The 24,107-nt window shown below is 55.4% G+C and carries 23 protein-coding genes and 2 pseudogenes; 6 read left to right on the forward strand and 19 right to left on the reverse strand.

Going from position 1 to position 24,107, the window contains the following annotated elements; genetic code table 11:
- Positions 1–72 precede the first annotated feature (72 nt).
- A complete protein-coding gene (locus SR894_RS22340) occupies positions 73–1,266 on the forward strand; it encodes a cation diffusion facilitator family transporter (protein ID WP_223288270.1) in 1,194 nt (397 codons plus the stop codon).
- A 22-nt stretch (positions 1,267–1,288) separates the two neighbouring features.
- On the opposite strand, the gene mgtE is transcribed toward SR894_RS22340, so the two are convergent.
- The 19 genes from mgtE to argC all read right to left on the reverse strand — a co-directional run bounded on the left by mgtE (position 1,289) and on the right by argC (position 19,286).
- Positions 1,289–2,665 carry a magnesium transporter gene (gene mgtE / locus SR894_RS22345; RefSeq protein ID WP_223288269.1) on the reverse strand — a complete coding sequence of 459 codons (1,377 nt, stop codon included), beginning with the start codon at positions 2,663–2,665 and terminating at the stop codon, positions 1,289–1,291.
- A gap of 173 nt (positions 2,666–2,838) precedes the next feature.
- Entirely contained in the window at positions 2,839–3,267 is a 429-nt protein-coding gene (locus SR894_RS22350; protein ID WP_088698265.1) for a F0F1 ATP synthase subunit epsilon, read from the reverse strand.
- Positions 3,268–3,291: 24 nt separating this feature from the next.
- The gene (gene atpD, locus SR894_RS22355) at positions 3,292–4,671 is read right to left on the reverse strand and encodes a F0F1 ATP synthase subunit beta (protein ID WP_009286338.1); all 1,380 of its coding nucleotides are present in this window, start codon (positions 4,669–4,671) and stop codon (positions 3,292–3,294) included.
- 73 nt (positions 4,672–4,744) lie between these two features.
- Positions 4,745–5,632 (reverse strand): F0F1 ATP synthase subunit gamma, encoded by an 888-nt coding sequence (gene atpG, locus SR894_RS22360; RefSeq protein WP_009286339.1) that lies wholly within the window; start codon positions 5,630–5,632, stop codon positions 4,745–4,747.
- A gap of 65 nt (positions 5,633–5,697) precedes the next feature.
- Positions 5,698–7,242 (reverse strand): F0F1 ATP synthase subunit alpha, encoded by a 1,545-nt coding sequence (gene atpA, locus SR894_RS22365; protein ID WP_133733152.1) that lies wholly within the window; start codon positions 7,240–7,242, stop codon positions 5,698–5,700.
- Positions 7,243–7,258: 16 nt separating this feature from the next.
- The gene (locus SR894_RS22370; RefSeq protein ID WP_223288268.1) at positions 7,259–7,795 is read right to left on the reverse strand and encodes a F0F1 ATP synthase subunit delta; all 537 of its coding nucleotides are present in this window, start codon (positions 7,793–7,795) and stop codon (positions 7,259–7,261) included.
- 11 nt (positions 7,796–7,806) lie between these two features.
- Positions 7,807–8,277, reverse strand: a complete 471-nt coding sequence (locus SR894_RS22375) for a F0F1 ATP synthase subunit B (protein WP_022521052.1) — start codon at positions 8,275–8,277, stop codon at positions 7,807–7,809.
- Between the two features lie 76 nt (positions 8,278–8,353).
- Positions 8,354–8,581 (reverse strand): F0F1 ATP synthase subunit C, encoded by a 228-nt coding sequence (atpE, locus tag SR894_RS22380; protein ID WP_022521051.1) that lies wholly within the window; start codon positions 8,579–8,581, stop codon positions 8,354–8,356.
- A gap of 76 nt (positions 8,582–8,657) precedes the next feature.
- The gene (atpB, locus tag SR894_RS22385) at positions 8,658–9,485 is read right to left on the reverse strand and encodes a F0F1 ATP synthase subunit A (RefSeq protein ID WP_223288267.1); all 828 of its coding nucleotides are present in this window, start codon (positions 9,483–9,485) and stop codon (positions 8,658–8,660) included.
- Positions 9,486–9,517: 32 nt separating this feature from the next.
- Entirely contained in the window at positions 9,518–9,910 is a 393-nt protein-coding gene (locus SR894_RS22390) for an ATP synthase subunit I (protein ID WP_133733149.1), read from the reverse strand.
- Between the two features lie 205 nt (positions 9,911–10,115).
- A complete protein-coding gene (locus SR894_RS22395) occupies positions 10,116–11,045 on the reverse strand; it encodes a ParB/RepB/Spo0J family partition protein (RefSeq protein ID WP_133733148.1) in 930 nt (309 codons plus the stop codon).
- Positions 11,046–11,060: 15 nt separating this feature from the next.
- Positions 11,061–11,828: a ParA family protein gene (locus tag SR894_RS22400; RefSeq protein WP_133733147.1), complete on the reverse strand. Its 768-nt coding sequence runs from the start codon at positions 11,826–11,828 to the stop codon at positions 11,061–11,063.
- Positions 11,829–11,893: 65 nt separating this feature from the next.
- Complete coding sequence (gene rsmG, locus SR894_RS22405; RefSeq protein ID WP_223288266.1) at positions 11,894–12,553, reverse strand: 16S rRNA (guanine(527)-N(7))-methyltransferase RsmG; 660 nt, start codon at positions 12,551–12,553, stop codon at positions 11,894–11,896.
- Positions 12,550–14,454, reverse strand: coding sequence for a tRNA uridine-5-carboxymethylaminomethyl(34) synthesis enzyme MnmG (gene mnmG / locus SR894_RS22410; protein WP_223288265.1), 1,905 nt, complete (start codon positions 14,452–14,454; stop codon positions 12,550–12,552). Before mnmG ends, rsmG begins: the two co-directional genes overlap by 4 nt.
- 616 nt (positions 14,455–15,070) lie before the next feature.
- Positions 15,071–15,841, reverse strand: a complete 771-nt coding sequence (locus tag SR894_RS22415; protein WP_246638146.1) for an amino acid ABC transporter ATP-binding protein — start codon at positions 15,839–15,841, stop codon at positions 15,071–15,073.
- An 11-nt stretch (positions 15,842–15,852) separates the two neighbouring features.
- Positions 15,853–16,524 (reverse strand): amino acid ABC transporter permease, encoded by a 672-nt coding sequence (locus SR894_RS22420; RefSeq protein WP_180090860.1) that lies wholly within the window; start codon positions 16,522–16,524, stop codon positions 15,853–15,855.
- Between the two features lie 118 nt (positions 16,525–16,642).
- Positions 16,643–17,419 carry a transporter substrate-binding domain-containing protein gene (locus SR894_RS22425; RefSeq protein ID WP_133733143.1) on the reverse strand — a complete coding sequence of 259 codons (777 nt, stop codon included), beginning with the start codon at positions 17,417–17,419 and terminating at the stop codon, positions 16,643–16,645.
- Between the two features lie 160 nt (positions 17,420–17,579).
- Positions 17,580–17,933 carry an iron-sulfur cluster insertion protein ErpA gene (erpA, locus tag SR894_RS22430; RefSeq protein WP_113270206.1) on the reverse strand — a complete coding sequence of 118 codons (354 nt, stop codon included), beginning with the start codon at positions 17,931–17,933 and terminating at the stop codon, positions 17,580–17,582.
- A 318-nt stretch (positions 17,934–18,251) separates the two neighbouring features.
- Positions 18,252–19,286: an N-acetyl-gamma-glutamyl-phosphate reductase gene (argC, locus tag SR894_RS22435; protein WP_223288264.1), complete on the reverse strand. Its 1,035-nt coding sequence runs from the start codon at positions 19,284–19,286 to the stop codon at positions 18,252–18,254.
- A 155-nt stretch (positions 19,287–19,441) separates the two neighbouring features.
- On the opposite strand from argC, the pseudogene SR894_RS22440 reads away from it, so the two are divergent.
- From SR894_RS22440 to thiD, 5 genes and pseudogenes are all read left to right on the forward strand, one after another.
- Positions 19,442–20,158, forward strand: a pseudogene (locus tag SR894_RS22440) (chloride channel protein); the annotation flags it as partial.
- A gap of 73 nt (positions 20,159–20,231) precedes the next feature.
- On the forward strand, positions 20,232–21,551 hold the full coding sequence (locus tag SR894_RS22445) for an IS1380 family transposase (RefSeq protein WP_031218338.1): 1,320 nt from the start codon (positions 20,232–20,234) through the stop codon (positions 21,549–21,551).
- Positions 21,552–21,718: 167 nt separating this feature from the next.
- Positions 21,719–22,840: pseudogene (locus tag SR894_RS22450) on the forward strand (chloride channel protein); the annotation flags it as partial.
- 9 nt (positions 22,841–22,849) lie between these two features.
- Positions 22,850–23,281: a protoporphyrinogen oxidase HemJ gene (gene hemJ, locus SR894_RS22455; RefSeq protein WP_022521043.1), complete on the forward strand. Its 432-nt coding sequence runs from the start codon at positions 22,850–22,852 to the stop codon at positions 23,279–23,281.
- A complete protein-coding gene (gene thiD, locus SR894_RS22460; protein WP_088698250.1) occupies positions 23,281–24,090 on the forward strand; it encodes a bifunctional hydroxymethylpyrimidine kinase/phosphomethylpyrimidine kinase in 810 nt (269 codons plus the stop codon). The genes hemJ and thiD overlap by 1 nt, the downstream gene beginning before the upstream one ends.
- Positions 24,091–24,107 lie beyond the last annotated feature (17 nt).

The following is a 24,107-nucleotide window of genomic DNA, read 5'->3' on the forward strand; positions in this document are numbered from 1 at the left end:
GAGGCTATAGAGGATATAAGGAGTGCGCTACAATAGGCGTCTATTGAATGCGTGCGCCCTTGCAAGGTACCCATGACTCAGACCATCGAAACGCCAGTGGTTCACGACCAAGCGCGACTTAGCCAAGAGGCCAAGCGTGTTACCTACATCGGTGCGTGGTTGGATGCCCTGTTGAGCATCGTCAAAGTCACGATCGGCTTTATGGTTGGCTCAGCGGCATTGATTGCCGACGGTATTCACTCTCTATCAGATTTAGTCACCGATGGCTTTGTCTTGGCGGCCATTCACTATGGGCGTCAGGAGCCCGATAAAGATCACCACTACGGCCACGGCCGTATCGAAACCCTGACGACCCTGCTGCTGGGAAGCGTACTGATTTTCGTGGCTGGCGCGATTGCCTGGTCGAGCCTGGATCGCCTGTTTAGCGGCACTGACGTTAACGCCCCGGGCGCGGTGGCAATCGTGATTACCGTCATTGCACTGTTTAGCAAAGAGTGGATTTTTCGCTACACCATGCGGGTCGCCAAGCGGGTAAAGTCGAAATTACTTGAAGCCAACGCTTGGCACTCACGTAGCGATGCGCTCTCCACTGCCGTAGTACTGGTGGCATTGGTGGGTGCCCAGTTCGGCCTGGGTTGGTTGGATGCCGTGGCCGCCATCATTGTGGGTTTATTGGTCGGCAAGGTAGGTTTGGACTTGCTGTGGGAGTCGGCACGGGAATTGGTGGATACTGCGCTACCTGAAGATGTACAGGATCAGATGCACGATGTGGCCTGCAGCGTTCCGGGTGTGGATAGTGTTCACGATCTGCGTACCAGGCAATCCGCCGGCTGGGTAATGGTTGATCTACACGTGGTGGTGGGGCCGAAAATTACCGTGTCGGAAGCCCACGAAATCGGAAACGAAGTCAGCCGCCGCCTACGCCATGAGTTTCCCGCGCTCACCGACGTCATCTTCCACGTTGACCCCGAAGACGACGCCGGGGCGGGTGATCCAAGCCGCCTTCCCGGCCTCCCGCTCCGCCCTGAAGTAGAGGCCGCGCTGGATGCGCGCTGGTACAAACACCCGGTGTGGCGCACCCTGAACGAGCTTCAGTTGCACTACTTGGAGGATAAGGTGTCGGTATCGTTGATCATTGATGACGCGGTGCATCAGCCGCCCCAGTGCCTCGCTAGTCAGCTAAAAGCGCTGGCTAGCGATATCGAGTGGCTCGGCCACGTTGAGGTGCTGTTTATTACCCGAGCGGCCAGCAGCTCCATGCGCTAATCCTTAAACCCTTACACTGCGCTTAAGAAAGCAGCAACGTGGCGATACTGAAGTAGATCACCACGCCAGAAGCATCGATAAGCGTGGTCACCAGCGGTGCCGATGCCGTGGCGGGGTCGACCTTAAAGCGCTCTAATACAAACGGCAGGCACATCCCCAGCAGGCTACCGAACAGCACGATGGTGACCATGCTAAAGGCAACTACCATCGCCAGCGCTTCGCCCCCTCGCATTATGCCAATCGGCGTTACCGCGATGGCCATGGTGATACCCAGTGACCCGGCGACAAGTAGCTCGCGGCCCAGTAGTTTGCCCCAATCTTTGACACCCACGTCACCGGTCGCCATACCGCGCACCATCAGTGTGGCTGCCTGGGCCCCAGCGTTACCGCCACTACCGATCAACAGCGGTAAAAAGAACACCAGCGCTACCTGGGCGGCAATGGTCTCTTCAAAATAGGCGATCCCAGCTCCCGAGAACAAGTTGGCAAAGACCAACAGTACCAGCCAAAACACCCGTTTGCGGTACAGGCTCCAGAGCGGCACACGGCTAACGCCATCTTCCAACTGGCCGATCGACATGCCTTTGTGGAAATCTTCGGTGGCCTCCGATTCGGCCACGTCCATGGCGTCATCGTGAGTCACGATACCGACCATACGATCTTCCGCATCAATCACCGGCAGTGCTAACAGGTCGTACTTCGCCACAATTCGGGCGACATCTTCCTGGGCATTATCAACCCGGGTACTGATGACATCTTTGATCATAATGTCATCAACAATGGCACCGGGGCGTGCCACCATAAGCTGACGCAGCGACATGGTTCCGATCAATTGCCCGTCGCTATCGAGAATATATAGCTGGTAGACCGTTTCCGCATCGGGGGCCGTCTGGCGTACCCGCATCATTGCTTGCGACACCGTCATGCCACTGGCTATGGAGACATAGTCAGAGGTCATAATGGCGCCGGCGGTACCCTCTTCGTAGCTGGCAAGCCGCTTTAGGTCTTCCCGCTCGCGGTGGGCCATGCGACGCAGGAGTGCTTCACGGCGATCTTCACTGAGGAGATTAAACAAATCGGCGCGTTCGTCCGACCCCATCTCTTCCAGCAGCTTAAGTACCTGGCTGTCATTCAGTTCCCCGACGACCTCAAGCTGGCTCTCACCGGGCAAATAGCCCAGTACGTTCGCAGCACGCTCGGCAGACAGAATATCCAGCAACGCGAGCGCCGCAGGCAGCTCTTCGTCATCTTCAATCATTTCTTCGAGCACTTCACCGATATCCGCGGAGCGGGTTTCGGCCAAACGCAAGGAGAGCACCGATTTACTGGGCACTTCCTTGGCCAACTCGTCGAGCAGCTCGGCTTTTAATTCCTGTAGGCTTTCATCATTCAGTGCCATGACTCTCCCCCTTGCGCTTACAAGCGTCGTGCTGCCGAACTAATCCATCGCCCAGCCCATCCTACTGACCAAGCTCGTCATACTTACTTATTTAACTGCCAAACAAAAAAAACGCCCCTTAAACCCTGGTAGCGGGTTTAAGGGGCGTTGGACACACGCCAAGTGCGTGGGTGTTAGCCTTTACCCGCCTTTTTACGCAGCTGCTGAATCGTTCGCAGCTGTGCAACGGCTTCGGCAAGTTCAGCGGCAGCGCGAGTATAATCGAGCTCCGATGACTTCTCATTAAAGGCTTTCAGCGCCTGCTGACGTGCTTCTTCGGCAGCGGCCTCGTTGAGGTCGCTGGCACGCGATGCAGAGTCGGCCAGAATCGTCACGACATCCGGCTGGACTTCCATGAAGCCCCCCGAGACAAAGAAGTTCTCCTCCTTGCCATCATCGTGAATCACGCGAACCGGACCCGGCTGAAGCTCGGTCAGCAGCGGAGCGTGACCCGGCAAAACACCCAGGTCACCCATAATCCCGGAAGCAATCACCTGCTCAACGGTACCTGAGAAGATCGATGCTTCAGCGCTGACGATATTGCAAGTAAAGCTATTCGCCATAGCGAATCCCCCTAATGGACGGGATTACTTCTTCATCTGGTTGGCTTTCTCGACGGCTTCGTCGATGGAGCCGACCATATAGAAGGCCTGTTCCGGCATATCGTCGTATTCGCCAGCGAGAATGCCCTGGAAGCCACTGATAGTGTCTTTCAGTGAGACATACTTACCTGGTGAACCGGTAAATACTTCGGCCACGAAGAACGGCTGCGACAAGAAGCGCTGGATTTTACGCGCCCGGGAAACGGCCAGCTTATCTTCATCAGACAGCTCGTCCATACCCAGAATGGCGATAATATCCTTAAGCTCTTTGTAGCGCTGAAGAACGTTCTGCACACCGCGGGCGGTGGCGTAGTGCTCTTCACCGACGACCAGCGGATCCAACTGACGCGAGGTGGAGTCCAGCGGGTCGATCGCCGGATAGATACCCAGTTCGGCGATAGAACGTGCCAATACCACGGTAGCATCCAGGTGCGAGAAGGTGGTCGCCGGCGACGGGTCGGTCAAGTCATCCGCAGGTACGTAAACGGCCTGTACCGAGGTGATTGAGCCGGTTTTCGTCGAGGTAATACGCTCCTGCAGAACGCCCATCTCTTCAGCCAGCGTAGGCTGATAACCTACCGCTGAAGGCATACGACCCAACAGTGCCGATACTTCGGTACCTGCCAGGGTGTAGCGGTAGATGTTATCGACGAACAACAGAACGTCGCGGCCTTCATCACGGAATTTCTCAGCGATGGTCAGGCCGGTCAACGCTACGCGCAGACGGTTACCCGGAGGCTCGTTCATCTGACCGTAAACCAGCGATACCTTATCGATAACGTTGGATTCCGTCATTTCGTGATAGAAGTCGTTACCCTCACGCGTACGCTCACCCACACCGGCAAATACAGAGTAGCCGCTGTGCTCGGTGGCGATGTTGCGGATAAGCTCCATCATGTTAACGGTTTTACCAACACCGGCGCCGCCGAACAGGCCAACTTTACCACCCTTAGCGAACGGGCAGACCAAGTCGATAACCTTGATACCAGTTTCCAGCAGCTCGTTAGAGGCTGCTTGGTCGGCATAGCTCGGTGCTTTGCGGTGGATCGGCATACGCTCTTGCTCACCGATCGGTCCCGCTTCGTCGATCGGCTCGCCAAGTACGTTCATAATACGGCCCAGCGTTTCCTTACCTACCGGTACGGAAATAGCGGCACCTGTGCTGGTCACGTCCATGCCACGCTTCAAGCCCTCAGTAGAGCCCATGGCAATGGTGCGCACCACGCCGTCGCCCAGCTGCTGCTGGACTTCGAGGATGGTCTCAACATCGGAGACCTTCAGCGCGTCGTAGACCTTGGGCACAGAGTCCCGCGGAAACTCTACGTCAATCACCGCGCCGATGATTTGTACGATACGTCCGCTCATCTTGGTTCCTCTCTAAAACCTGCAAATGAAACCTGTCTGCCGGGAGCCGTTTAAATAATTGGCTCCCTAGGCGTTATACGGCAGCAGCGCCGCCGACGATCTCAGAAATTTCCTGGGTGATGGCGGCCTGACGGGCCTTGTTGTAGACCATCTCCAGATCGTCGATAAGGCCGCCTGCGTTGTCAGTGGCACTTTTCATAGCGATCATTCGGGCGGCTTGTTCACAAGCGCCGTTTTCCACTACCGCCTGATACACCTGCGATTCGATGAAACGAACCAGCAGGCTATCAAGCAACGCCTTGGCATCCGGTTCATACAGGTAGTCCCAGCTTCCGGGACGGGCGTTTTCGTCGTCTTGCTCAGCGTCTGCACCCATATCAGGCGACAGCGGAAGAAGCTGACGAACCACTGGCTTTTGGGTCATGGTGTTCACAAACTCGTTGTGCACCACGTAAAGCCGGTCGAGACGTCCTTCATCGTACGCTTCGAGCATGACCTTAATACTGCCAATCAAACCTTCAACGGTCGGGGCTTCGCCTAAACCACTTTTCGCCGCCACCAAATTGCCACCGTAGTTGCGGAAAAAGGTGCTGGCCTTAGCGCCCAGAGCACAGAAATCCTGCTCTGCGCCCTGCTTTTTCCACTCGCTGGCCTGTTTGAGTAAGGCTTTGAAGAGGTTGTGGTTCAAGCCACCGCACAGACCACGGTCTGTAGAGACCACAATGTAACCAACGCGCTTAACCTCGCTACGCTCGACCATATAGTCGTGCCTGTACTCGGGGTTAGCGTCAGCAATGTGGCCGACCACGTTGCGGATCTGCTTAGCGTAAGGCTGACTAGCTCTCATCAGATCTTGCGCTTTACGCATTTTAGATGCAGCCACCATTTCCATGGCGCTGGTGATCTTCTGCGTATTTTTAATGCTCCCGATCTGGGTGCGTATCTCTTTTGCAGCTGCCATAGCGATCTACCCTTCGTTCGTGGCTCTCAGAAAGCATGCAAACCCGCCCGCAGGCGGGCCAGACATTACCAGCTCTGAGTCGCCTTGAACTTCTCGAGACCCGACTTCAAGCTGTCTTGAATCTCACCGTTGTAGTCACCGCTCTGGTTGATCTTGTCGAGTAGATCACCGTGCTCAGACTTCATGTAGTCGTGCAACGCACGCTCGAAGTCCAACACTTTGGTCACGTCGACGTCGTCCAGATAACCTTCGTTGGCGGCGTACAGCGAGAGCGCCATCTCGGCAACTGACATTGGCGAGTACTGGTTCTGCTTCATCAGCTCGGTAACACGCTGACCGTGCTCAAGCTGCTTACGCGTCGCTTCATCAAGATCAGAGGCAAACTGCGAGAACGCCGCCAGTTCACGGTACTGGGCCAAGGCTAGGCGTACGCTACCGCCGAGCTTTTTGATGATTTTGGTCTGCGCCGAACCACCAACACGAGAAACCGACAGACCTGCGTTAATCGCCGGACGGATACCGGAGTTAAACAGGTTGGTTTCCAGGAAGATCTGACCGTCGGTGATCGAGATCACGTTAGTCGGAACGAACGCAGAAACGTCGCCCCCCTGGGTTTCGATGATCGGCAGGGCGGTTAAGGAACCGGTTTTGCCTTTCACTTCACCGTTGGTGAACTTCTCAACATAGTCGGCGTTAACGCGCGCAGCACGCTCGAGCAGACGCGAGTGGAGATAGAAGACGTCACCAGGATAAGCTTCACGACCTGGCGGACGACGCAGCAGCAGCGATACCTGACGGTAGGCAACGGCCTGCTTCGAGAGATCGTCATACACAATCAGCGAGTTCTCGCCGCGGTCGCGGAAATATTCGCCCATGGTGCAGCCAGAGTAAGCGGCCAAGAACTGCATCGGAGCAGGATCGGCGGCGCCAGCGGCGACAACGATAGTGTGCTCCATGGCGCCATGCTCTTCGAGCTTGCGCACCACGTTGGCAATGGTCGACTGCTTCTGACCGATAGCCACGTAGACACAGGTCACGCCTTTGCCTTTCTGGTTGATGATGGCATCAATGGCAATGGCGGACTTACCGATCTGACGGTCACCGATGATCAGCTCACGCTGACCACGACCGATCGGCACCATGGCGTCGATCGATTTCAGACCGGTTTGAATCGGCTCATCGACGGATTGACGAGTGATAACACCTGGCGCCACTTTCTCAACGGCGTCGGTCATGGTGGTGTTGATGTCGCCTTTACCATCGATGGGGTTACCCAGCGCATCGACCACGCGACCAATCAGCTCGGGGCCTACCGGCACTTCGAGAATACGACCGGTACACTTGGCGGTCATGCCCTCTTCAAGCTGCAGGTAGTCACCCAGCACCACGGCACCCACGGAGTCACGCTCCAGGTTGAGTACCATGCCAAAGATGCTGTTGGGGAATTCGATCATTTCACCAAACATCGCGTCTTCGAGGCCGTGAATTTTCACGATACCGTCGGAAACGGTGACGATGGTGCCCTGATTATGGGCTTCGGATGCGACGTCAAGCTTTTCAATTCGCTGCTTGATGATGTCGCTGATCTCGGAAGGATTCAGTTGCTGCATGCCATGTCCCTCAGACTCAAGCGGTTAGCGCGTCAGTTAGGCGGTTCAATCGACCACGTACGGAGCCGTCAATGACGGTATCGCCAGCACGTAGGATGACACCGCCAATAAGCGACTTGTCCACCTGAGTAGTAATAGAGATTTCGCGATTCAGACGTTTCTTAAGCGCGTTCGCTAGCTTCGTTTCTTGCTGACTATCAAGCTCGTAAGCAGAGGTGACATTCACTTCAACCCGCTGCTCGTGTTCGGCACGCAGGTGCTCGAACTGATCAGCAATGGATGCCAACGCCATCAGGCGGCCCTGGTCAGCCAAAACAGTCAAAAATCGCTGTAAAGCCTCATCCTGTTGCTCAGGAATAAGCTCGACAAGCAGCGACACTTTTTGCTCGCTGTCTAATTTGGGACTGCTTAGCCGATGGCGAACGACGTCATCTGCTACCGCAACACTTAAAAAACTCAGCGCTTGTGACCAGCTATCAAGCGCCTCATGATCACGCGCGTATTCAAACGCTGCCTTAGCGTAAGGACGAGCGACGGTAAGTAATTCCGCCATGGTTCACCTCCTTACAGTTCAGCAGCAAGCTCATCGAGTAACTTGCGATGGGCTTGTTCGTCGACCGACGCTTCAAGAACACGCTCGGCACCCATAACGGCGAGATAAGAGACCTGGGCACGAAGTTCATCCTTAGCGCGATTCACTTCTTGCTCAATCTCGGAACGTGCACTCGCTACTAGGCGTTCGCCTTCGGCGCGGGCCTGTTCGCGGGCTTCTTCAACTATCTGGGCAGAGCGTTTGTTGGCCTGCTCAAGAATCTGAGAAGCTTGCTCCTTGCTTTCGCGCAGCGTCTGTTCTGCCCGCTCTTGAGCAAGCTCAAGATCACGGTTAGCACGGCTGGCTGCATCCAAGCCATCAGCAATTTTTTTCTGACGCTCATGAAGCGCGTTGCTGATCGGAGGCCACACATACTTTAAGCAAAACCAGACAAAGATCGCGAAGGCGATCGTCTGCCCGATTAGCGTCATGTTGATATTCACAGGAATGTACCTCTGACAAGTTCGTGGCGACCGGAGTGAAACAAAACCGAGCGATTAACGCTCGGCTGAGCTGTCATTAACCGGCAACAACGAAGATCAGGTACATTGCGATACCAACACCGATCATCGGAACGGCATCCAGCAGACCTGCCATTAGGAAGGTTTTGGTTTGCAGCTGGTCGCCTAGTTCAGGCTGACGCGCTGTAGATTCCAGCAGCTTACCACCCAAAATAGCGAAGCCAATGCCGGTACCTAGAGCGCCGAGACCGATCATGATGGAAGCGGCAATGTAGATAAGTTCCATGGTAATGCTCCTAGTTTTTCAAGTTAAAGGTCGAGGGTTGAGGTTAAGGGTTAATGTGTTTCAAGCATTGCTCGGATTAGTGATGCTCGTGTGCAGCACTTAGATACACCACGGACAGCACTGTAAAGATGAAAGCTTGTAGTACGACGATCAAAATATGGAAAATGGCCCACGGCACATCCAGCACCCAGATAGCCCAGAACGGCAGCATGGCGATCAAGATAAAGATCACTTCACCGGCAAACATGTTGCCGAACAGACGCATCGCCAAACTAAACGGTTTAACCAGCAGCGCGACGATTTCCAACAGGAGGTTGAAAGGAATCAGCGCCCAGTGATTAAACGGCGTCAGTGACAGCTCTTTGGCGAAACCACCCACGCCTTTAACCTTAAAGCTGTAGTAAAGGATCAGCCCGAATACCCCTAGTGCCAAGCCCAGCGTGGCGTTCACATCGGTGGTGGGGACAATTTTCATGTAGTCCACGCCCAGCTTACTGAACAGCACGGGGAAGTAGTCGACCGGAATAATTTTGAGCGTGTTCATGAACAGAATCCACACGAACAGCGTTAAGGCCAAAGGAGCAATGATCGGGTTATGCCCTTTGAATGTTCCTTTGATCATGTCCTCGATAAACTCGACGACCATTTCAACCGCATTTTGTAGGCCACTGGGTACACCCGTGGTGGCCATTTTGCCCGCTTTGCGGAAAGTCCAGATAAACAGCAACCCCATAGCAATCGACCAGCCCATGGTATCCAGGTGAATGGCCCAAAAGCCCATTTCACTTGCTTCTTCTGCTGAATGCGCCAGCGACCAGCCGTTTTCAGGGTGATTGCCAAAGGTCAAATTCTGCAAGTGGTGCTGGATATAGTAAGTCGTTGAGACTTCGTTTCCTGCGGCCATGGATGTGTCACCTCAATCAGTTGTGCAATTTTCTAGGCATTAGCGTTTTTTGGCATTAACCAAGGCGTAAGCCAATGCGTTAGAACAACCGCAACATAAGCATAAAAAAAGAAAGTAGGGTTTGAGGGGGGCGCTGCCACGAACACTGCGACAAACAGTGCCACCGTCAAACCAAACTTGCCAGCCTCGGCACGAAACAGGCGCATCGCAGCCTTTGAAGGGCTAGTCCCGCGCAAAACCCCCATTCGCTTGATAAAAAAGGCATGCGGTAATAAAGCTACCAGCGCCCCTTTAAACACCGATGACACGCCTTCTAAATCGGCGACTAGATAGGCGGCCAGCATACCAACGAAGGTGATCATCAGTTGCGCGATCGTGAGTCGAACGACATAGGCTTTTCGACGCTGGGTTTCGTATCGCTGCATACCGGCCCAGCCTCACTGATAAAAACCAATACCTCGACAAGCTAATAGCTAGACAAACCAAGGCAACCTGCACAAATCTTGCGCGATTATAGGGAAGCGCTATCACACCTTCAACCGAAGTCGCACCGATTTTGCCCGCTTAAGGGCTGATTTGCGACCAAAGGGGGAAAACGTGTGCGCTTCTTGCGTGATATTGAATAGCCTGCTATTTAATATGATTTAAGATACCGTCCAATTCTTCGAGGCTGGTATAGCGTATCGTTAATTTACCTTTGCCTTTTTGACCATGATCAATGGAAACTGGCGCGCCAAGCAGCTCGCCAAGGTGGGTTTCAAGCTTGGCCACATCGGGCTGCTTACTTTGACGACTAGGCGTTTTGATTGGCGTTTGGCTGGTTTGGACTTTTTTCACCAGCGCTTCGGTGGCCCGCACCGTCATATCGTTATTGACCACCTCATGAGCCACCTGCCGCTGCTGGGTGCTATTCAGCGTCAGCAACGCTCTTGCGTGCCCCATATCCAGGTCACCCCGTTCGAGCAGGGTTTGCACTTCCGGATCTAGCGCCAACAGACGTAACAGGTTGGCCACCTGAGTGCGCGACTTACCCACTGCGTCGGCAATCTGCTGCTGGGTAAGCTCAAACTCTTCGCCCAGACGCTTGAGCGCCATGGCTTCTTCGATGGCGTTGAGGTTTTCACGCTGAATGTTTTCAATCAGCGCCAGCGCCAGGGCAACTTCATCACTGACTTCACGGATCACCGCCGGGATAACGTCCAGCTCGGCGAGCTGAGCTGCCCGCCAGCGGCGCTCACCGGCAATAATTTCGTAGCGATCCACGCCGATTGGGCGCACCACGATGGGCTGCATAACGCCCTGGGCGCGAATGGAGTCTGCCAGCTCTTCTAGCGCTTCGGGCTGAATATCCCGGCGCGGCTGATATTTACCCCGCGTTAATTGCCCTAACGGCAGGCGTTCAAGGCGATCTTCGCTAACGTCGTCGGCCGCGGCACTACGCGCGGCGTCAGAAAGCTCCAACGGGGTGCCACTACCGGCAAGTTCTAAGCTGTCACGGCGACGGGCACCGGCACCAATCAGGGCATCCAGGCCACGTCCCAGCGCGGGTTTACGCGTCATTCGCTTTTCCTCATTTTATAACGCTAGGCGACGAATCATCTCTTTCGCCAACACACGATAGGCCTGGCTACCCCGGGAGAATCGGGCATATTGCGTAACGGGTAACCCGTGGCTCGGCGCTTCGGCAACTTTTACGTTGCGAGGAATGGTCGTTTTCAACAGCATGTCGCCAAAATAGTCTCGCAACTGCTTATCCACTTCCCGCGTTAAGCTGGTGCGCTTGTCGTACATAGTGCGCAAAATGCCCGCAATGGCCAGATCAGGATTCACATTTTGCTTAATCTGCTCAACGGTATCGAGCAGGGCTGACAGCCCCTCCAGGGCGTAAAATTCGCACTGAAGAGGGATCAGCACGCTATCGGAAGCCGTTAATGCATTCACGGTTAGCATGTTCAAAGAGGGCGGGCAGTCGATCAACACTACGTCATAGGCATCCGAGACCGAAGCCAGTGCGCTGGTTAAGCAGCTCTCGCTTTTATCGCGATCCAACAGCTCGACTTCAGCGGCGGTGAGATCACCGTTACCCGGCAGTACGTCATACTTGACCGCCAGCTTTTTGACAATCGTATCAGCGGCCGTTGCTTCGCCCAGTAGAACGTCAAGCACGCTTTTATTGAGCTCGTACTTATCTATGCCGCTGCCCATGCTGGCATGGCCTTGGGGGTCAAGATCCACCAGCAGTACGCGACGGTCGAGCGCAGCGAGACTGGCCGCCAGGTTAACGGCCGAGGTGGTCTTGCCCACGCCGCCTTTTTGGTTGGTCAGGGCAATGATCTGGCTCACTTGCTCAACTCCTTCTGGGGGTCAGAATCAACGTTCAGCTTTCAATCAATATTCAGCTTTCACATTTAGCTTTCAACATCCAAGATCAGCAGCTGCCGCTGGGCTGCCTCAAAGGGTACTTCCAACAAATGACGCTGGTGTAAACGTATACCGGCGGGCAGGTCGCGCAGTTCATCATCCGCCCCCGGGCCTTTCATGGCTAACCACTGGCCATCGGCGCTGGGTAGCTGGCGGGTCAAGGTGACAAAATCGACCAAGCTGGCAAATGCCCGGGAAATCACCTGATCGAAAGTGGCGGCTTCAAACTGTTCCACCCGCGCCTGTACGGGAGTGACGTTTTCAAGCCCGAGCTCCATTACCGCCTGGCGCTGAAAGCGCACCTTTTTGCCATTGCTGTCCAGCAGTGTCACATCAAGCTGAGGGGCTAATATCGCTAATACGATGCCAGGAAGTCCTGGGCCCGCGCCCACATCCAGTAGCCGCGGCCCCTGCACATAGGGCAGCACAGCGGCGCTATCCAACACGTGGCGCGACACCATGTCATCCACCTCGCGTACCGCTGTGAGGTTATAAGCCCGGTTCCACTTGTGCAACAGTGCCAATAAGCCTAGCAGCTGCTGGCGTTGATGTTCGTCAACGGCGATGCCTAACTGGCTAAGACCTTGATCGAGCCGTGGTGCAACGCTTGCAGGCAGAGTTTTCAACAGTGGGTTCAACGAACTCATCCGTTAACTACCTCAGCTGCGGCCACCAACCGGCGCTTTTTCAGATGCACCAGCAAAATAGAGACGGCCGCCGGGGTGACGCCTGAAATCCGCGCCGCATGGGCAAGCGTTTCCGGCCGCGCTTCAGCCAGCTTTTGGCGAATTTCGTTAGACAAACCTTCCACTTTTAAATAATCCAGTTCTGCAGGCAGTGGCGTGGCTTCGTGGCGTTTGAGTTTATCGATCTCATGCTGCTGGCGATCGATATAACCTTGATACTTTGCCTGAATCTGCACCTGCTCGGCGACTGCCGGGTCAGTGACCAGGGTGCCCTCGATACCGGGTAGATTGGCCAAATCGCTGTAATTCAATTCAGGACGTTTAAGCAGATCACTCAGGCAATACTCGCGAGTGAGCGGTGCCCCAGTTTTTTCGGCCACTTGTTCAGCCGCAGGGCTTCCCGGTTGTATCCACAGGGTGCTTAACCGCGCGCTCTCTTGTTCGATAGCCTCGCGTTTTTGGCTAAACGCTGCCCAGCGCGTGTCGTCGACAATACCCAATTCCCGGCCCGCTTCGGTTAAGCGCAGATCCGCGTTGTCTTCCCGCAGCAGCAGGCGGTACTCCGCACGTGAAGTAAACATGCGATACGGCTCTTTGGTGCCCATGGTAATCAAGTCGTCGACCAGTACACCAAGATAGGCTTCATCGCGACGGGGATACCAGGCGTCCAACTCCTGGGAACGGCGGGCGGCATTCAGGCCCGCTAGCAACCCTTGCGCGCCGGCTTCTTCGTAACCGGTAGTGCCGTTGATTTGGCCGGCAAAAAACAGGTTGTGGATAAATTTTGTTTCCAGCGAGTGTTTTAAATCCCGCGGATCAAAAAAGTCGTACTCAATGGCGTAGCCAGGCCGGGTGATATGGGCGTTTTCCAGACCTTTGATAGAACGCACGACCTGAATCTGCACGTCAAAGGGTAGCGAGGTCGAGATGCCGTTGGGGTAGAGCTCATGGGTATCCAGGCCTTCGGGTTCGATAAATACCTGGTGGCTGGATTTATCGGCAAAGCGATGAACCTTGTCTTCGATCGATGGGCAGTAACGCGGTCCGATCCCTTCAATGACGCCGGAATACATCGGCGAGCGATCAAGGTTGGCCAGAATCAGATCATGAGTCTGCTGATTGGTGTGAGCAATATGGCAACTCACTTGCTGAGGATGCATTTCCCGTGATCCCAGATAGGACATAACCGGCGTTGGGCTATCGCCGGGCTGCTCTTCCAACTGGGAAAAATCTACCGTTTTGGCATCAATCCGCGGTGGCGTACCGGTTTTTAGGCGATCAACCCGAAACGGCAGTGCGCGCAGACGTTCGGCCAGCGCATTGGAGGGTGGATCGCCTGCTCGGCCACCTTTGCTTTGATCCAAACCAATGTGAATCACGCCACCCAAAAATGTCCCGGTACACAGCACGACGCTGTCCGCATGAAAGCGGATACCGGTTTCGGTGACGACGCCTCGTACGGTGTCGTTATCCACAATCAGATCGCCAGCGGCTTGCTGGAAGATCGTTAAGTTGGGCTGGTTTTCCAGCATTCCGCGGATCGCTGCCTTGTAACGGATGCGGTCAGCCTGGGCACGAGTGGCCCGAACGGCGGGCCCTTTGCTGGCATTGAGCACGCGAAACTGGATGCCACCCAAGTCCGTGGCAAGCCCCATGGCGCCGCCCAGTGCATCAATTTCCTTGACCAAGTGACTTTTGCCGATGCCGCCAATGGCGGGATTACACGACATTTGGCCCAGAGTTTCGATGTTATGGGTGAGCAGTAGGGTCTGACAGCCCATGCGAGCAGAGGCCAGTGCGGCTTCGGTTCCCGCATGGCCACCGCCGATGACTATCACGTCAAAGCGGTCGGGGTAATTCAAGAGACACCTCGTCTTGTGCCAATTGGCACGGATGATGTGGCCAGGCAGTCGATTCTAGACGCAGCCACCTTAGATCAATGAGGCGGCAAGTATAAACCCCCTGTGGGTAACCGTCAGGTTTTTCCACACCCCTAATCGTTAAACAGCCTCTATTAATAACAACATAAATATAAAATAAGAGAAGTTCTGTAAATGTTGTAACTACTAGTGTGGACAATTTCTGTGCATAAGCGATTAATCATTAATTATTTCATCAACTTATATTGTTGACTTCTACATGTTTGAAGGCGGGAGTGCCTGGGCAGAAAGGGTGTTAAGCCTGTGGATGAAATAGCACCTTATCCACAGATGCAATTAGCCACGCCTTATCCACCGGCCAGTACCTGGGTTGTTACCGCACCTGTGAACAACCACCGTTGGGTGTGGAGCTAATGCTAAGAGGCTCCCATGGTAGGCCCTACGGAGATAAAAACGATCAATGTAAAAAAAGTTTATCCACAGGCAAAAAAATGGCCTGTCGTGTCGACAGGCCGGTAAAAAAGCGTCATTTCGCATTAGCGAACGGGTTATTTAGGTGCCAAGCGCAGGTCTATGCGAAGGCATGAAGTGATCACATTTAGTGTTTAAGCACCCGGGCAAGGAAGGATTGAGTACGTTCATGCTGCGGTGAATCGAACAGTTTTTCCGGGTGTCCCTGCTCGGTAATCTCGCCTTTATGGATAAAAATCACCCGGTCGGCAACCTCACGGGCAAAGCCCATTTCATGGGTCACAATCACCATGGTCATGCCCTCTTTGGCCAGTTCGCGCATGGCATCCAACACTTCACCGATCATTTCCGGGTCAAGCGCCGATGTGGGCTCGTCAAATAGCATCAGCCGGGGCTCCATGGCCAAGGCGCGAGCAAGTGCCACACGCTGCTGCTGGCCGCCTGAGAGCTGGCTGGGGTACTTATCGGCCTGGTCGGCGATACCCACCCGGTCAAGCAGCCGCTTGGCATTGCTGACCGCGTCGTCACGGCTTAAACCGCGCACTTTCATTGGCGCCAGGGTGACGTTATCAATGACACTGAGATGGGGAAACAGGTTGAATTGCTGAAAGACCATGCCCACTTCGGTGCGGATGGTCTGCAGTGCTTGGGTACTTTTACCATGGGGTAGCAGTTCGTTGTTATCGACCACCAGATTGCCTGATTGGAACTCTTCCAGGCCGTTAATACAGCGAATCAGCGTCGATTTGCCTGAGCCACTGGCGCCGATGATCACGACTACTTCACCGGGCACAATCGTAAGGTCAATATCGTTGAGTACGTGCAGGCTGCCAAAGTGCTTGTTGAGCTGCTGCATACGCACAATTGGTTGCGTTGTGTTGTTCAATGTCTCGCTCATTGCGCGTGTCCTTATTGTCCGGCCAGGCCTCTGCGCTCAAGTTGGCGCAGGATAATGGAGAGCGTCCAGGTGATCGCCAGATACATCAGAGCGACCATGAAGTAGACCTCAAGGGCCGTGAAGGTGGTGGCGATATAGATCTGCCCTTGGCGCACTAGCTCACCGACGCCGATTACCGAGAACAGGGAGGTGTCTTTGATACTGATAATGCCCTGGTTGCCAAGAGGGGGGATCATGCGCCGAAACGCCTGGGGCCAGATAACGTAGCGAAACGCCTGAGTGCGGGAAAGGCCCAGGGAGAGCGAAGCTTCCCCTTGACCGCGCTCAATCGACTGTACACCGCCACGCACGATTTCAGAGATGTAAGCACCGGAGTTAACGGCGATTGCGGCAATACCGGCGACCAGGGCGTTGATTGGCCCACCCAGAAGCTGTGGTAAGCCGTAAAAAATAAACAGCACTTGCACCAGAATTGGCGTGCCGCGGAATACTTCGACATAAATGATGGCCGGCCAGCGTAGCCAGCGCAGACGGCTAATGCGTAACAGCCCAAAAAATATGCCGATAAAAAAACCAATGGCCAAGCCGCCAAATGAGATAAGTAGCGTCCAGGGAATACCCGGCAGCAGGTAAGGGATAGACCCAAACGCCGCCGACCAATCAAACTGAAAATTGACGTCCACGCGTAGACTCCTGAAACAAAAAAGCAGTTGGCAAAAAATACATGATCAACGCAGCAGGGCCGGGGGTTTTGGCCACCCGGCCCTGTAATGGCGTTACGCTATTATTGAGGTTTTACGCTCACTCTTCGCTGGGGGCTTCACCAAACCATTTGGTGTAGATCTCATCGTAAGTGCCGTCTTCCTTCATCGCGGCGAGCGCTTCATTGGTGGGTTCCACCCACTCGCTGCCTTTGTGGAAGACGATGCCGTACTGCTGGCCTTCATATAGCGGGCCAACAACCTTGGTACGGCCTTCGCCACGTGTTTGCGAGAAGTAGGCGACGTTAGGGGCGTCATAGAGCACTGCGTCTACGTTGCGGCCTAGCAGCGCCATGTACATGTCGGCAGTTCCCGGGAAGGGGGTGATGTCCGCATCTTCGCCAAGCTCTTGCTGCAGGTAGTCGTAGCTGGTGGAACCAATTTTGGTACCGACGGCGAGATCCTGAAGGTCTTCTAGCGTTTCGACGCTGTCGTTATCGGCACGCACAATAATGCGAAGACCGGAATCGTAGTAGGGGTCGGAGAAGTCGACAACTTCGGCACGCTCTTCGGTAATGGTGGTACCGGCAATGGCGATTTCCTGGCTACCGGTTTGCACGGCGGGAATGATGCCGGAGAACTCCATGGTCGTGAGGTTGACTTCAAAGCCTGCGCGTTCGGCGACTTCGTTGATGATATCCATATCGAAGCCGACCATTTCGCCGGTCTCTTGATCCATCATTTCAAACGGAACAAAGCTTGGGTCAGTGGCCACGTTCACCGATGGCGTTTGGGCCATGGCGGCAGTGGCGCTGCCCAATCCCAGTGCAAGCGCCAGCGTCGTTTTGGTTAGGCTGAGTGGTAGTGCTACTTTCATAAGTTTCCCCGTGCTTTATGTGGCTGGTGGCGGGTTACAAAGCGGTTTTTACCGTTTGATGCTCTTTATAAACCGTTATTTAAGCCGTTGTTGACCTATTAACCTTGGCGAGAAACCGTCAGGGCGTCAAGTCACGGGGAGCGCTGCGGGCCAACGCTGTTTAGACCATAAAGGAGGCGCCGCAGCCGCAGGTGGTGGTTGCATTAGGGTTTTGAATGCGAAAACGTGCGCCCGCTAGGCCCTCTTCGTAGTCGACGGTGGAGCCTACCAAGTATTGGTAGGAGAGGGGATCAACCACTAGGGCTGCGTTACCGAACTCTATAACGGTGTCATCGTCGGCGACGTTTTCGGCAAAGTCGAAACCGTACTGAAAACCTGAACAGCCACCACCTGTTACATAGACCCGCAGTTTAAGGGATGGGTTATTTTCTTCTGCAATCAGCGCATTAATACGTTTGCGTGCGCTATCAGAGAGCAGTAGTGGAGTAGGAACAAAGGCTTCTGCACCGCTCATGGGTACCTCCCGCGAGCTTTAAGAACGAATAAATCGGCATTGGGGGGTGATTATGGGTAATTCCCAGCAAATTGGTCAACTATTGCTGGGAATTAGTTAGGTGAATCTTAGCTGGCGAGGGCAGGTTTCCGCGAGGGCGCTGTCTGGGCGCTACTTTCGACATCTGACCGCCATGGATGGCGGAAATGCCGGAATTGTCGGGAACATTATTCCGGCCCTGGAAAAAGACCCTCGCTCCAACCTGCCCTCGCATCACGTTAACTGCCTTGGTAAAGAACCCCTTTGAGGTATTCTCTGAATGCTGGTGTTTTGTTTGGTTCAAGGCATCAGCGCGGGGGCGGTGAGGCCGGTGTTCTCATCAAAGCCGAACATCAGGTTGAGGTTTTGAATCGCTTGCCCGGAGGCGCCTTTGACCAGGTTATCGATCACCGATAGCACGACGACGGTGTTGCCATTGCCCGGGCGGTGCACTGCCAAGCGGCAGGTGTTGATACCTTTGACACTGCGCGTTTCAGGATGGCTTCCCGCAGGCATCACATCAACAAAGGGTTCGTTAGCATAGCGCTGCTCAAAGAGTGCCTGCAGATCACCGGGGTCAGCGGTTAGCTGGCCGTAAAGGGTGGAGTGAATGCCGCGAATCATCGGCGTTAAGTGGGGCACAAAGGTTAAACCCACCGTGGATTGCTGGATATCCCTAAGTCCCTGGCTAATTTCCGGCAGATGGCGGTGGCCCGAGGCGCCGTAGGCTTTCATCGACTCGCTAGCTTCGGCAAGCAGTGAACCTACTTTAGCGCCGCGGCCTGCGCCGGTAACGCCGGATTTGCAGTCAGCAATGAGTTGGCCTGGGTCGATCAAACCCGCTTCCAGAAGCGGCAGGTAGCCCAACTGAACGCTGGTGGGGTAGCAACCGGGAACCGCAATTAAGCGTGCGTTTTTGATTTTCTCCCGGTGCATTTCCGGCAGCCCGTATACTGCCTCTTGCAACAATTCCGGGGCACCGTGGGCCTGGCCGTACCAGCGGCTCCACTCGTCAGCATCGCGCAGCCGGAAATCGGCCGATAGATCAATCACCCGAGTGCCGTTTTCGAGTAGCTCACCGGCTAGGGCGTGGGCAACGCCATGGGGTGTGGCAAAAAATACCGCATCCATGGCACCCAGCTGTTTGGCGTCCGGCTCGCTAAACGCCAAGGTGTCGTAATGGCCGCGCAGGTTGGGGTACATATCGCACACCTTGACGCCGGTTTCCGAGCGCGAGGTAATCATGGCGACGTTGACCTGGGGGTGCTGGGCGAGTAGCCGCAGTAACTCAACGCCGGTATACCCGGTACCGCCAACAATGCCGACCTTAATCACAAATCACTCCTTGCGGGTTACGCAGAACGGTTTTCACATTCGCTTCAGTTATACAGCCTAAGCGGATTGCTGCGCGCTGTCGAAGCTTAGCAGTCTATGATACACAAGAGAGTAGAGAGATAAGAACACTAGAACTCATCATCAGGAAGGTCGCTGTGGCGCGTTTTTCCCTGTCGGATTTTACCTTAGAGAGTTTTCGTCGCCAGCTGGCCAACGTCGACGCCCTTCCACAGCTATGTGTGCTGGGGCTGGTCTCAGGCGTTATTACCGGCGCTGTGATGGTAGCGTTTCGGCTGCTTTTGGAAGCGGGCGCCGCGCTCTACATGACCGATGGTGACCCAGAAGCGTTTGAAAGCATGGCGTCGTGGCTGCGCGCGCTGTTGCCCATGCTGGCAGTAACGCTAGTGGGAGTGTTGCTGTACAGGCAAAAACCGGCGGCGCGTAAGCTGGGTGTTGGCCATGTGATCGAGCGGCTTACCTACCACCAAGGCCGTTTTCCCCTGCGCAACTGGCTCAACCAGTGGTGGGTCGGTGTCATATCCGTCCTGGGTGGCCTCTCTGCTGGCCGTGAGGGGCCGGCGATTCACTTGGGGGCCGCGGCGGCCAGCGGGCTTGGCCAGCAGATGCGCCTGCCTAATAACAGCCTTAGGGTGCTGGTTGCATGCGGGACTGCAGCCGCCATCTCCGCTTCCTTTAATACCCCCATTGCGGGTGTCATCTTCGCTATGGAAGTGGTGATGATGGAGTACACCTTGATGAGCTTTATGCCGGTGATATTGGCCTCCACCATGGGGGCGCTGGTGGCGCAGTTGGCTTATGGCAACGAGCCCGCCTTCCGTATTCCTGAGATAGCACTAGCCTGGATATTGCATAAGACATGAAAAAGGCGGCTGAAAATCGGTTATAATTCAAGCTCCTACACAAGAACCAACCGCCTCAGCCGCCATGACAAAATGTACCACGCCGTCCGCTTCCTTTCCACGCTGCAAAGGCCGTCAGGTCATCGCCCGTTTCGATGGCGGTGATCTCACTTCCGACGGCGGTATCCTGCTGCTGCGGCAGCTCGATCGCGAGATGGGCCTGACCCGCGCCGTCGCTCGCCGGCTCAGCGACGAGCGCGACGCTCAGCGCTGCCTGCATCGCACCGAAACCCTGGTCCGGCAGCGCGTGTTCGGCCTGGCGCTGGGCTATGAGGATCTCAATGACCACCAGGCCCTGCGTCACGATATCGCCCTGCAGACCGCCGTCGATACCGATGGCGTGCTGGCCAGTCAGTCCACCTTGTGCCGCTTCGAGCAGCAAGCCGACCGGGACTGGGCGATCACCATCCACGAAGAGATGATCGAGCAGTTCATCCGCTCGTTCCGGCGGCCACCCAAGAAACCGCTCTACCTCGACTTCGATGCCACCGACGATCGGGTGCATGGCCAGCAGCTCGGGCGGCACTTCAACGGCTACTACAACCACTACATCTTCCTGCCGCTGTTCGTATTCTGTGGCGACCAGCTGCTGGTCAGCTATCTGCGTCCGGCCTCGCTGGATGCCGCTCACCACGCCGGTGCCATCCTCGCCCTGTTGGTCCGGCGGCTGCGCCAGGCGTGGCCTGAGGTGAAGATCGTCTTCCGAGGCGACAGCGGCTTCTGCCGTCCACTGATCCTCAACTGGTGTGACCGCCACGGCGTCGATTACATCATCGGCCTCGCCGGCAACAAGCGCTTGGCCAAGCTGGCTCTGAACATCGACTACGCGTCGGCCATCCGCTTCGAGAAGACCTGGGAGAAGGAGCGTGTCTTCGGCTTCATCGAGTACGCTGCCAAGAGCTGGAAGGAGCGTCGACGAAAGGTCATCGTCAAGTCCGAGACCAGCCGGCGTGGCTTCAACACCCGCTATGTGGTCACCAGCCTGCGCGGCTGCAGCGCCGAGTGGCTCTATGACCACCGCTACTGTGCTCGGGGCGAGATGGAGAACCGTATCAAGGAGCAGCAGTTCCTGTTCTCCGACCGCACCAGCTGCCACGAATGGTGGCCCAACCAGTACCGACTGCTGCTGTCGGGGTTGGCCTACCTGCTGCTGGAGCGGCTGCGCCGGGTCTACCTCAAGCGCACCGCCTTCGCCCAGGCCCAGGTCAACACCCTCCGCCTGAAGCTGCTGAAGATCGGCGCTGTCATCACCCGCAACACGCGCACGATTCGGCTGATGTTGAGCAGCCAGTACCCGGAGCAGGACCTCTTCCTGAAGCTGGCCAGCAAGCTGGTGCCGGGATAGCGCCGCGGCGTGCTGTCCCCGGCACAGAAAACACATGGGGGTAGGGGGAAATGCGCCTTGAGCTCAGGAAATTGATCAATATATAGCCAACTTCCAGCTCTGGGCGGCATCATCGCCACCAAACCTGGCATTTGGGTGCTGCTGACCAACCCGATGCAACATCCGGGCTAGGCTCATTGATCAATTTGCCGTGGATTGTCGTGACGGGGCTTGTGATTGGCCTACTCGCAGGCTTGTTTATTCATATTTCACGCAGTCAGCGGATTATGCAGTGGCCGCTCTGGATGCGTCTTGGCTTGGTGGGGGTGGCAACTGGCGCAGTGGCTTGGTGGTTCCCCCAGGTTCAAGGCATCGGCTATGACAGCGTGGCGGCGGCGCTCAATAATCAGTTGGAAATTAAAGTGCTGCTGGCGCTGATGATCGTCAAACTGCTGCTTACTGCGCTCACTGTCGCTGGCGGTGTTCCCATCGGTATTATCGGCCCGGTGCTGGTTATAGGCGCTGCTACAGGCGCGCTGTTTGGTTTACTGGGGGGCTGGCTTTGGTCTGATAAAGCCGCGGATCCGGGCATTTACGCGATGCTAGGTATGGCCGCAATGATGGGGGCGGTGTTACAAGCGCCCCTGGCTGCCCTAATGGCACTTTTGGAGTTAACCCATACGCCGAGTATTATGCTTCCCGGCATGTTGGCGGTGGTGGTGGCGTGCTTAACCTCGCGTCAATTGACCGGCTGTGAAGGTTTTTTTATCAGCACGGTGCGCTACGGGCTGCACCCGCTTCAGCAGCCGTTGATGCAGGCACTTTCACGGGTTTCAGTGCCTGCGGTGATGGAGCGTCAACTAGTGCGCACCGAGCGAATGATTACCCCTGACCAAGCGCGGCTTTTATTAGAGAATAACCCGGTGTGGTTAGTGATTGAGCGGTCAACAGAGGAAAAACCTGTGCTGGCGCTAAAAGCCGCTGAACTGGCACGCTGGCTACTTGAGCACGATGAAGCGCTGCAGGGGGAAGAGCCGCCTGAGGATGAGCTGATTGATCTACTGGAAATCCCCGGGCAGCGTTTAGAGCTGGCGCCGATTGGTTTACAGGCAACGCTTTCCGAAGCGTTTCTAAAACTGCAGGATAACGCTCTAGGGGCGCTCTACGTTGTTCATGGCTATCGCCCAAAGCAGCGGCGTATTTCAGGTATTATCACCCGTGGCGCCATCGAGCGTTATTATCACTACACTGACCCACGCGCCGCCGATGCCCTTGGCACTGATAAACGCGAGAAGGATTCATCTCTTTAAGGAGCGACAATGTACCTATGGGTAAAGGCTATTCACTTAATGGCCGTAGTAACGTGGTTCGCTGCGCTGTTCTATTTACCCCGCCTGTATGTGTATCACGCCACCGCGCGGGATAACGGCGACGAACAGGCCATTAGCTATTTCAAAACCATGGAGCGTAAGCTTTACCGTGGCATTATGACGCCGTCGATGATTGCGGTACTCATTTTTGGTGGCTGGATGCTCTACCTGGTGCCCGAATGGTTTAGCCAGGGCTGGATGCACGCCAAGCTGGCACTAGTGGTTCTACTTATCGCCTATCATCACGTTTGTTTGATCTATTTGAAGCAGTTTGCCCAGGATCGCTGTACCAAAGGCCATGTGTTTTTCCGCTGGTTTAACGAAGCGCCGGTGATCGCGCTCGTGGCAATTATTCTGCTTGCCGTTGTGAAGCCCTTTTGATGCGCCAACCGCTTCCTCCCGTGGTGTTGGTACTCGCCGGGCATGACCCGACTGGTGGCGCAGGGTTAATTGCTGACAGTGAAGCCATTGCGGCCTGTGGTGGTTGGGCTGTAACGATTCCCACTGCGCTGACGGTACAGAATTGTCATAATGTGACCCGCGTGATTCCTGCTGAGCCGGCCGCGATGCGCCAAATGGCCGAGGCAATTAGTGAGATGCAGGTCGCGGCGATAAAGATTGGTCTACTCGCTGACGAAGATACCCTGCGCGCAGCGGAGCAAATCATTCGCCGTTTTCCAGGCATTCCCGTTGTGGCCGATCCGGTCTTTAAGGCCGGTGGTGGGACTGAGTTATCCACACCTGCTTTGCGTCAATTGTTTATTGATCGCTTGCTTCCGCTTGTGGATATCTTAACCCCCAATCGTGCTGAGCTGGCCCAGCTTACGCCCGACATAATGACCCCTTTCGATGATACGGCCCGTGCGGTGGTACTAATGTCACAAGGGTGCCAAGCCATTCTGGTCACTGCCACGGATGAGCCGCTGCCCGGCAATGACCAGCAGGTAGTGCATACCTTGCACTCGCCCGATACCACTCGCCAGTGGCAGTGGCCACGTTTGCCCGACATCTTCCATGGTTCTGGCTGCACGCTGGCATCGGCCATTGCCGCTCGCCTAGCAGTTGGTGAGCGCTTACCAACTGCTTGTGAACAGGCGCAGCACTTTACTTGGCAAAGCCTGTCTCAAGGCTTTCAGCCGCCCAGCGGGCAATGTTTGCCACATCGTTTTTCACGGGCTGTCCGTTTTTAATCCTATCTTCTGTACGC

This window comes from Vreelandella neptunia (genome assembly GCF_034479615.1).
Classification (GTDB): Bacteria; Pseudomonadota; Gammaproteobacteria; order Pseudomonadales; family Halomonadaceae; genus Vreelandella; species Vreelandella neptunia.